The sequence below is a fragment of the Sphingomonas sp. GC_Shp_3 genome, from assembly GCF_026540945.1.
Taxonomy (GTDB): Bacteria; Pseudomonadota; Alphaproteobacteria; order Sphingomonadales; family Sphingomonadaceae; genus Sphingomonas.
Window position 1 is genome coordinate 1 of sequence record NZ_JALNUT010000025.1, and the last position, 1,131, is coordinate 1,131.

General features: G+C 63.9%; 1 protein-coding gene. It reads right to left on the minus strand.

Annotated elements, in window-relative coordinates:
• Positions 1–89 precede the first annotated feature (89 nt).
• A partial coding sequence (locus OXR00_RS19555) for a methyltransferase domain-containing protein (RefSeq protein WP_267389900.1) occupies positions 90–1,131 on the minus strand: 1,042 nt, incomplete at its 5' end.

Here is a 1,131-nt window from a genome sequence, read left to right on the forward strand (position 1 = left end):
TGGGTCGTCGGGGCGCGAGGCTGCCGGGCAGGTCACGCCGCAGACTTGGTCGTTCAGCTCGCGTTTTCAGCGGTCTGAATGCGGACGTTTCAGCGAGAGACCGATTGGGCGCGAGCCGCCACCAAGAAGGCGAGGTCCCAAACGATCGTACCACCCGCGGCGCGATGCTCGTCCTCGATCCGCTGCGCGAGCGTGTCGGGATCGATCTGCTCAACACTGGCGATGCCTCGCTCGACTATTCGCGGGAGCATCGCGTGCGTGAGTGTCGGCACGAACGAGGGCTGGTGGGGATGGAGCAAGATGGCCTCGCCGCGCGCTTGCTCGACCGAAAGCCCCACTTGCTGCATCAGTTCGGCGAGCCGGAGCGCCAATCCCACATCGCCTCCTTCCGCTGCAACCGTGCTCCAGTTCCAGTCGTAAAGCTGGCGGTGCAACGCGAGATCCCCAAGTCCCGCAGGAAGGCCGGCGCGTGCATGTTCCTGAAACGCTAAGATCGCGTCCGGGTTGGCCATCGCCGCTAGTCGCTCCAGTGTCTTGGCGGCATCGGGTAGGTACATCAGCACGCGACGGCCGACGATCGCATCGAAACGGCCCAGATCGGGCAAGTCGCCCGAAAGATCGGCCGCGCGGTACTGGATGTGCGCGGCACCCGAGTCTGCGTCGATCGTTCGGGCCATAGCGAGCGCCTGTTCGCTCCGGTCGATCGCCACGACTTCGCCGCTTGGTCCGGCAAGCCCAGCCACATATCGACTGAGGTCACCATTGCCGCAACCGACATCAAGCACCCGCGCACCGGGAGTGATGCCGATGTCGCCGAAGAAGCGGGCGCTCGGAGTATTGGCTGGGTTGGGCGGGGAGCGCAGAGGTGAGTGAGGCATTGTCTCATGATACCGATGGTCGCGTGCATGCCAAGTGCATCCGTCCGGCAGAGCGACGGGCAAAAGGCATATATGGCATTGCGAACGCCCGCTCTTCGGCTTTGCTCGCTCGAAAGCGGCTTGATCGCTAGTCACCAAACCACGGCATGCAGCCTGCGCGTTGGAATACCCTAAATGGGCCGCTGATCCCGAGATGAACAAGCGTCCGGTGTTGGGGAGCGGCAAACCGGCCCTGAATGGCGGATTGTGGGTC